Below are 8637 nucleotides of genomic sequence, written 5' to 3' on the forward strand. Positions count from 1 at the left end.
CGGAGCCCTCTGCTCCGGCAGTGTGGAGGTCCGGGATATCGGAATCCCGGCGGACCTTTTGGCGGGCACGGTGTGCCCGGTGCAGACCACGGAGGTGGCATTCGTGCGGGAGGCACTTCCTCCCAGAAAGGCGGACGGCCACAAGGGCACCTTCGGCAAGGTGCTGATCGTGGGCGGCAGCGAGGGCTATACCGGTGCCCCCTATCTCACTGCCTCCGCCGCGGTGCGCAGCGGCTGCGGACTGGTGTTTTTGGGGGTCCCGGAGCGCATCTGGCAGGTGGAGGCGTCCAGGTGCGTCTGTGCCATGCCGTTCCCCCTGCCGGACAAACGCGGAAAGCTCCGGGCCGATGCGCTGGAACAGGTGGAGGAAAAGCTGGCGGGCTGCCAGGTGTTGGCGCTGGGGCCGGGCCTGGGGCGGAGCCCGGGGGTGACGGAGCTGGTGTGCGCACTGTTGCAGCGGGCCACGCAGCCGGTGGTGCTGGATGCCGACGGCATAAACGCGTTGTCAGAGCATATAGATGTGCTGAAGGAGCGCCGCGGGCGGATCACGATTCTGACGCCCCACGACGGAGAATTTGCCCGGCTGGGCGGCGATCTCTCCTCCGGGGACCGGCTGGCGGCGGCTCGGGCGTTTGCCAGAGAGTATGGCTGCACACTGGTGCTCAAGGGCCACAGGACCCTGACGGCCACCCCGGCGGGGACCGTATTGGTGAACACCACCGGAAACTCCGGCCTTGCCAAAGGCGGCAGCGGCGATGTGCTCACCGGCATCATCGCTTCGCTCCTGGCCCAGGGAACCACGGCAGCCCAGGCGGCGGCTTCTGGTGTATGGATTCACGGCCGGGCAGGGGACTTGGCAGCGGAGGAACTGACACCCTATGCCATGGCGCCCCAGGATGCGGCGGCGGCCCTGCCCAAGGTGTTCCGGGAACTGACGGTAATGGCGTGATCCCGCCGGCATCCGGCCGGGCGGGCAGATTCTGGCGAAAACAGGAGGTTTGACGGTGCGCAGATGGTTGTGCGTACCAATGATGACCCTTTGTCTGCTGCTGACGGGCTGCGGCGGGGGGAGAGAAAACGCGGCGGCAGATCCGCGGGGGCCGGCCAGAAGCATGGCCGGGCGCCGTACAGAAGCATGGCCGGCTGCTCCATGGAGGCAGTGGTGACCTGTACCCAGGAGGATCAGGTCTGGGAGGCGACCATGAAATGTGACTACACACCGGGGGGAGAGAGCACGGTGGAAGTGACCGCTCCGGAGACCATTGCCGGGGTGAAGGCCGTCCTCACGGAGGACGATTGGAGCCTTGTCTACGAGGATATATGCCTCAATGCCGGGACCCTCAGTGAAGAGGCAGTGAGTCCGGCGGTCTGCCTGCCGCGGCTCATGAGCGCTCTGCGGGACGGGTGGCTGCTGGAGGAGAACCGGGAGGACTGGGATGAGGCTGCCTGTCAGCACCTGACTTTGGACCAGACAGGCAGCGGCGGCGGAAAGATCGTGTCCGACCTCTGGCTGCGGCAGGATACCGGCACGCCGGTGCGGGGAGAGATCTCCGTGGACGGAGAAATTATTTTGACGGCGGAGTTTACGAACTTTTCCTTTTATGATACAATAGCGAACCAGAGCGGACAGGCGGAGACTTCGCCTGCCGTGTAAACAAATGTGAATAGACTCGAAGGTGGCATCAGACCATGGAAGAAGAAAATCTGCGGCGGACCTGGGCGGAGATCGATATGGACGCCCTGGCCCATAACTACCGGCAGGCCCGCCGGCGCATCGGGCCGAACGTGAAGTATCTGGGCGTGGTGAAGGCGGACGCCTACGGCCACGGAGCAGTGCAGGTATCCCGGAAACTGGAGGAGCTGGGCGCCGACTATCTGGCGGTGTCCAGTCTGGATGAGGCCAAGGAGCTGCGTCGGGGCGGTATCCAGAGCCCAATTTTGATCTTGGGACATACGCCGCCCTCCATGGTTTCCCAGCTGCTGGAATACCACATCACCCAGACGGTTTCCGCCCAGGCCAAGGCGGAGGAGTACAGCGCCGCGGCGGTGGCCTGCGGCGGTACGCTGAAGGTCCACATCAAGGTGGATACCGGCATGTCCCGCCTGGGCTTTTTGGTGCGGGGCGAGCACTTCGCGGGCGGCGTGGAGGCCATTGCCCGCTCCTGCGACCTGCCGGGACTGGAGGCGGAGGGTATCTTCACCCACTTTGCCGTGGCAGATGAGGACGACGCTGCCAGCGAGGCCTATACCAAGGAGCAGTTTGCGCTCTTCACACGGGTGTTGGATGCTCTGACACAGCGGGGGCGGACCTTTGCCATCCGCCACTGCGCCAACAGCGGCGCCCTGGTCCGGTATCCGGAGATGTATCTGGATATGGTCCGGCCCGGCATCGCCCTCTACGGTGTGGGCGCCGACGCCAAGGCGCTGGATCTGCGGCCGGTGATGTCCCTCAAGTCCACCATCTCCACCATCAAGGTCTTTGACCCGGACACGGACATCAGCTACGGCCGGACCTTCCGCACCACCGGGAAGACCCGGGTGGGCGTGCTGCCCATCGGCTATGCCGACGGCTTTTTCCGTGGTCTTTCCAACCGGATGTCCGTCATCACCAGCCAGGGCCCGGCACCGCTGCGGGGCCGCATCTGCATGGATATGACCATGGTGGATCTGTCCGACCTGCCGGACATCCATGTGGGAGACACAGTGGAGATTTTCGGACAAAAGCAGAGTGTGGACGATCTGGCCGCGCTGCTGGATACCATCCCCTACGAGCTGACCTGCGCCGTCAGCAAGCGGGTGCCCCGCCTTTACATGGAGGGCGGCCAGATGACGGAGCGCAGCCTGCGGCTGCTGGTGTAAGGCGCGGACGGATTTGGTCTGCTCTTCACACAACGCACCTCCCTTCCCTCGCCGGCATAGAATGGTGCGGGGCGGGGATGACGGAATTTGCGCGGCGGTCCGCGTATAAATTCCAAATCTGCGTGGGAGAATGAAAGTGGCCTCACCGAAGCGGACTTCGGTGATGGGTACTTCTTTCGGCGGAGTGTGAACTTTGTGGATACGAGTGTCAAGCGCGGCGATATTTACTATGCCGATCTCTCCCCGGTGGTGGGCAGCGAGCAGGGCGGCGTCCGTCCGGTCCTGATCATCCAGAACGACACCGGAAACCGCTACAGCCCCACCGTGATCGCGGCGGCCATTACGTCCCAGACCGGTAAGGCCCGCCTGCCGACACATATTGACCTTCCCGTGGAGGAAAGCTGCGGCCTGAGCCGGGACTCCATCGTCCTGCTGGAACAGGTGCGCACCCTGGACAAAAAGCGTCTGCGGGAAAAGATGGGCCATGTGGAGGAACGGGTGATGGAGAAGGTGGACCTGGCGATCGCGGTCAGCTTCGGGCTGCCCCACGACCAGATGGTGTGATCGATGGTTCCCCTGGAAAGGGCGGGGCCCTTTTCGGGGGAACGTCTTACCTACATAGCGGACCCGGAGCGGGGAAGGTTCGGCAGCGCTGCGGCCTGCGGGGGCGCAGGGCGGACAACCCGCGGGGGAAAGTGCGTACACAAGAGTTTGGAGGTACATACGATGAAGAAGAACAGATGGGTGCTGCGGCTGCTGGCGCTGCTGGCTTTATGCGGCGTTTTGAATGTCACGGCCCTGGCGGTGGAGGCGGGCTCCTCCGGCGATCCGCTGGTGACCCTCAGCTATCTCAACGATACGTTCCTGGGCACCATTATGACCCAGGTGGATCAGAAGATTGCTGCCCGGAACAGCCAGATCGCCCAGCAGATGGGGGGGCAGGGATCTGCCGGCACCGCCGCGTCCTCCTTTGTCGTGGTCACGCTCAGCAAAGGACAGACTCTGAAGGGAGACATCGGTTGCGAGGTAATGTTGCGGGTGGGCACTGCCGTCTGTGTGGCATCCTCCACACCGGGACTTATTGACGAGAGCGCTGCCACCACCCTCAACAACGGTGGAGCGCTGGTCCAGAACCACCTCTACATGATGACCATTGAAAACCGGGGTGTGAAGGCCACAGCCGCTACCACCAAGCTGCTGGTGCGGGGGAGCTACACCATCGGCTGAGCACGGTTTCCGCATAGTTGTCCCCGCCTGTGCATACAGTGACACAGGCGGGGATTTTTTTGCGGGAAGGGGTGCGGCATATGGACAAGTTTCCGCTGATCTGGCGGGAGAGAACCTTGGGAGAGCTGAGCGTGGAACGGGAAGCGCTGTATACCTGGTTTACGGTGTGCTGCCGTCTGCCGGAACCGGGACTGTGGTGTGCCTGGGCGGTGGGGGAGCAGGGTGAGCTGCGTCTGGGTGTGCTGGAGCCGCTGGACGGGAGACTCACCATCCGCCGCCGCTTTTCCCGCCGGATGACGGAGCCCCTGGGAAAGCTGGTGCAGGGAGAACTCCGCCCGGCCGCAGGCGGGGCGGAGGGCTGGGAACCTCTGGGAGACCCGGGGAAATGCTTTCACTCCGCCTATCTTCAAAATCAGCTGCGGACCGCGGAGGGCGTGCTGACCCGCCGAGAGGGGGAGTGCCGCTATGTGGCGATTCCCTATGATGGCAGGCAGCCGTTCCCGCTGACTGCCATGTTCTGCTTTGCCCGGGTGGGTACCGTGGCCGGACGGCACTGCGCGGTCTTTGCCCTGAACCGGGCGGAGTGGCCGGTGATTCCGGTTTTGCGGGCCCTGGATTGAAAATTCGGAAAAGTTCAAATTATGGATACCATATTTTGCGGTGCTGTGCTATAATATCCACACTTATAGGCAAAACTGCCTGTCAGTACCCTGTGCAGAAAACGAGCCGGAAACAGCAACCGGCGAAAAACGGGAGGTCTCTTCATGAAATGCCCATTTTGTGGATACAGTGAGAGCAAGGTCATTGATTCCCGCCCCGCAGACGAGGGCAGCAGCATCCGTCGCCGGCGGGAGTGCCTTTCCTGCGGAAAGCGGTTTACCACTTATGAGACGGTGGAGAGCCTGCCGATGGTGGTGGTGAAAAAGGACGGCAGCCGACAGAGTTTTGAGCGCCGCAAGGTGCTCGGCGGCATGATCCGAGCCTGTGAGAAGCGGCCCGTGCCTCTGGCAGATCTGGAGAAGATCGCCGCTGAGATCGAGCAGGACCTGCAAAACTCCATGGAACGGGAAATCAGCACGGAGGCCATCGGTGAAAAGGTGATGGAACGGCTCAAGAGCGTGGACCAGGTGGCCTATGTGCGCTTTGCCTCCGTCTATCGTCAGTTCAAGGATATCGATACCTTTATGGCGGAGCTGAACAAACTGCTGGCCGACGGGAAGTGATCTTCGGTGCTCAGAGCACATTTTTGAGATTCAAACGCTCCATCTCTGCCAGCAGCCGCAGTTGATCCCGCAGATCGGACAGCTCCGCCCGGAACTCGGAGAGTTCCCGGGTGTCGGCAAAGGCCATGGCCCGGCGGTACATGGCTTCCGCATCGTCCACGGCATCATGCTCGGAGACAATGTGCAGATAGGTCTGCCGGCTGCTCCAGTCCTCGTAGCTTTCTGCCAGTTTGGCCTGGGCGTCCTCCCAGCGATTTTCCTGAACGAGCGCGTCTGCCTGGTCCAGCTGGCTGCGCCAGCGGCTGGTCTCGCCGGACATGTGGACGTCATTCCACAGGGAAAATGCGAGGATCGCGGCCAGCACGGCAACGGAGGGAAGGTAAAGAAGGATTTTTTTCATGCCTCCGCCTCCTTCTTCACACAAAACACGCTGCCCTGCTCATCCAGCGTGAGCAGGAAGATCTCCCGCGGAGAGGAGACTTTTTCCGCCTGGAGCTGCTTTTGCAGCCAGCGGGCATCCCGACCGCAGGCAGTCAGATTCTTTTGCAGGACCCGGCCGTCATTGATCAATACCACCGGCAGCGTTACATCGTCTTGAATCTCCAGCCCCAGTTGCTCGACCGTGGGGGGCTGTTGTGTAGTCCAGGGGAAAACGGACAGCTGACCGGAATTTTCCAAAATGGCGTACTTGATATCCTGCAGATCAGAGTACCCCTGCTCCCGCAGCTCTTCCAGAAGTTCATCCAGTGTGAGACGGTTTTTCCGCATGGCGGATTGCTGGATCTCGCCGTTCCGGATCAGAATGGTGGGGGAGCCGCACATAAGCCTGCGGAAGCGGAGATTGTGGAGAGAGAGCTGGCTGAGGAACAACGAGAGGGCCAGCAGCGTCAAAATCGGAATGAAGCCGGCCAGCAGGGGAATCCCAAAATCCTGCATGGGAACAGAGGCCAGGTCTGAGATCATCATGGTCAAAACCAGTTCGCTGGGCTCCAGTTCGCCGATTTGGCGCTTGCCCATCAGGCGCATGCCCACAACGATCAGAATGTATAAGAGTACCGTGCGGAAAAATGCAGTGATCATAGAAAATCCCTCCGTCCTGGTAGCATTCCGGGAACCAGGGAAGATTATACAGGTATCATGCTCCCTTGGGAGTTTTATGATAAATAACAGCGCAGAGAGAAAGGAGGATCATGGGGAACGGCCCATCAAAAGCGCCAGCGCCTGCCGGAAACCGGCAGGATGACGAGGAGAAGGGAACAAACGGGGGAACCACCCCTGTGATCGAATGTTCGGCGGATGCCCTTCCGTACATGCAGGTGCGAACATGGCCCACAAATATGCGGATAACCGCAAAACAGAACGGCCATGACTGCGAAAAAAGAGACAAATGACTGCGCGTTTGTCCTTTTGATAACCAAATCATCGACTATCAGGAGGATATTTTTATGTGTGGAATCATCGGTTTTGTAGGCCGGGAGCCGGCAGCTCCCATTTTGCTCGACGGGCTTGCGCGGATGGAATACCGGGGTTATGACTCCGCCGGTGTGGCAGTGCGGTCTGAGTCCAAAGGACTGCAGGTCAAAAAGACCAAGGGACGGCTGAAGGTCCTCAGCGACCTGATCCACGGCGGCGCGGACCTGGAGGGAAATCTTGGCATTGGCCATACCCGCTGGGCAACCCACGGAGAACCCAATGATATCAACGCCCATCCCCATGTCAGCGAAAACGGCCGCATCGCCATCGTCCACAACGGCATCATCGAAAACTATCTGGAGCTCAAGGAGCACCTGCAGAAGCTGGGTGTCACCTTCAAGTCCGACACGGACTCTGAGGTCGTGGCCCAGCTGCTGGAATACCACTACAACGAGTGCCACAACATGCTGGAGGCCGTGGGCCGTGTGCTGCGGCGGATCGAGGGTTCCTATGCCTTCGGCATCATCTGCGCGGATTATCCCAACGCACTCATCGCCGCCCGGAAGGACAGCCCGCTGATTCTGGGCTATGGGGAAAACGGCAACTTCATTGCCTCTGACGTCACGGCCATCATCAAGTACACCAGGGACGTGGCCTACATGGACGACGGAGAGATCGCCGTGCTGACGGCAGACTCCATCGATGTGTTCGACGACGAATTGGTGCCGGTGGAGAAAAAGCACAGCATGGTGGACTGGGATGTATCCGCGGCGGAAAAGGGCGGCTATCCCCACTTCATGCTCAAGGAGATCGTGGAGCAGCCCGAGGCCATCCGCAAGACCGTCTCTCCCCGGATCAAGAACGGCCGGGTGGTGCTGGACGATCTGCACCTGACAGAGGAGTATGTGCGGGATATCTCCCGAATCTTCATCATTGCCTGTGGTTCTTCCTACCACGTGGGCATGGTCAGCAAGTACAACTGGGAAAAGCTGATGCGCCGGCCGGTGGAAGTGACGCTGGCCAGCGAGTTCCGCTACTGTGACCCGCTGGTGGATGAGAAGTCCCTGGTGGTGGTGATCAGCCAATCCGGCGAGACCCTGGACACCATGGCCGCCATGCGGGAGGCCAAGCGCCGCGGCGGCCGGACGCTGGCCATCGTCAATGTGGTGGGTTCCTCCATCGCCCGGGAGGCCGATGATGTGCTCTACACCTGGGCCGGCCCGGAGATCGCCGTGGCCACCACCAAGGCCTATTCCACCCAGCTGGTGCTGATGGATCTGGTGGGATTGTATCTGGCAGATCTGCTGGGGACTGTGGAACAGAGCGAATATGATGCCATTCTGGCTGAAGTCCAGGCCCTGCCGGAGAAAATGCAGGAGATGCTGGACCGGGATACCGCGGATATCCAGTATTTTGCCTCCCGGTATTTCAACCACGACTCCATTTTCTTCATTGGCCGAAATCTGGACTATGCCATGGGCATGGAAGGGTCTTTGAAGCTCAAGGAGATCAGCTATATCCACTCCGAGGCATACGCCTCCGGCGAACTCAAACACGGAACCATCTCCCTGATCGAGCAGGGAACGCTGGTGGTGGCACTGGGCACGTATGCACCGCTTTTTGACAAGGCCATGAGCAACGTGGTGGAGGTCAAGGCCAGGGGTGCCGAAGTGCTGGCGCTGACCACGGAGGAGTTCAAGGAAAAGATGGAAAAGACCGCCGATGCCACTGTGGCGGTGCCGGTGACCCATCCGGTCCTGCAGCCGTCTCTGGGTGTGGTGCCGCTGCAGTTGTTTGCCTACTATGTGGCACTCCAGCGGGGCTGCGATATTGATAAGCCCAGAAACCTTGCCAAGAGCGTGACTGTGGAATAATCCCGGAACGCGGAAAAGATGCGGCAAACGGAGAGCGGCTG

General features: G+C 60.9%; 10 protein-coding genes. 8 read left to right on the plus strand and 2 right to left on the minus strand.

Annotation, left to right across the window (positions count from 1 at the left end; all coding sequences use genetic code 11):
* The 7 genes from QZL67_RS08895 to nrdR all read left to right on the plus strand — a co-directional run.
* On the plus strand, window positions 1–949 hold a 949-nt coding region (locus QZL67_RS08895), incomplete at its 5' end, for an NAD(P)H-hydrate dehydratase (protein WP_292920192.1).
* 213 nt (window positions 950–1162) lie between these two features.
* Window positions 1163–1654: a hypothetical protein gene (locus tag QZL67_RS08900; RefSeq protein ID WP_292920194.1), complete on the plus strand. Its 492-nt coding sequence runs from the start codon at window positions 1163–1165 to the stop codon at window positions 1652–1654.
* A 35-nt stretch (window positions 1655–1689) separates the two neighbouring features.
* Window positions 1690–2859: an alanine racemase gene (alr, locus tag QZL67_RS08905; RefSeq protein WP_022290375.1), complete on the plus strand. Its 1170-nt coding sequence runs from the start codon at window positions 1690–1692 to the stop codon at window positions 2857–2859.
* A 195-nt stretch (window positions 2860–3054) separates the two neighbouring features.
* Complete coding sequence (locus QZL67_RS08910) at window positions 3055–3423, plus strand: type II toxin-antitoxin system PemK/MazF family toxin (RefSeq protein ID WP_022290376.1); 369 nt, start codon at window positions 3055–3057, stop codon at window positions 3421–3423.
* 162 nt (window positions 3424–3585) lie between these two features.
* Window positions 3586–4086: a hypothetical protein gene (locus tag QZL67_RS08915; protein WP_022290377.1), complete on the plus strand. Its 501-nt coding sequence runs from the start codon at window positions 3586–3588 to the stop codon at window positions 4084–4086.
* 80 nt (window positions 4087–4166) lie between these two features.
* Entirely contained in the window at window positions 4167–4706 is a 540-nt protein-coding gene (locus QZL67_RS08920; RefSeq protein ID WP_022290378.1) for a hypothetical protein, read from the plus strand.
* A 144-nt stretch (window positions 4707–4850) separates the two neighbouring features.
* Entirely contained in the window at window positions 4851–5309 is a 459-nt protein-coding gene (gene nrdR, locus QZL67_RS08925) for a transcriptional regulator NrdR (RefSeq protein WP_022290379.1), read from the plus strand.
* Window positions 5310–5319: 10 nt separating this feature from the next.
* Here the strand turns inward: nrdR and QZL67_RS08930 are convergent, their stop codons facing one another.
* Entirely contained in the window at window positions 5320–5709 is a 390-nt protein-coding gene (locus QZL67_RS08930) for a DUF4363 family protein (protein WP_022290380.1), read from the minus strand.
* On the minus strand, window positions 5706–6389 hold the full coding sequence (locus QZL67_RS08935) for a DUF421 domain-containing protein (RefSeq protein ID WP_022290381.1): 684 nt from the start codon (window positions 6387–6389) through the stop codon (window positions 5706–5708). The genes QZL67_RS08930 and QZL67_RS08935 overlap by 4 nt, the downstream gene beginning before the upstream one ends.
* A 365-nt stretch (window positions 6390–6754) precedes the next feature.
* Here QZL67_RS08935 and glmS point away from each other — a divergent pair, with 365 nt between their 5' ends.
* On the plus strand, window positions 6755–8596 hold the full coding sequence (gene glmS, locus QZL67_RS08940) for a glutamine--fructose-6-phosphate transaminase (isomerizing) (protein ID WP_022290382.1): 1842 nt from the start codon (window positions 6755–6757) through the stop codon (window positions 8594–8596).
* Window positions 8597–8637: the final 41 nt, after the last annotated feature.

Origin of the sequence: Oscillibacter sp. CAG:155 (assembly GCA_000436875.1) — a bacterium.
Classification (GTDB): Bacteria; Bacillota; Clostridia; order Oscillospirales; family Oscillospiraceae; genus Oscillibacter.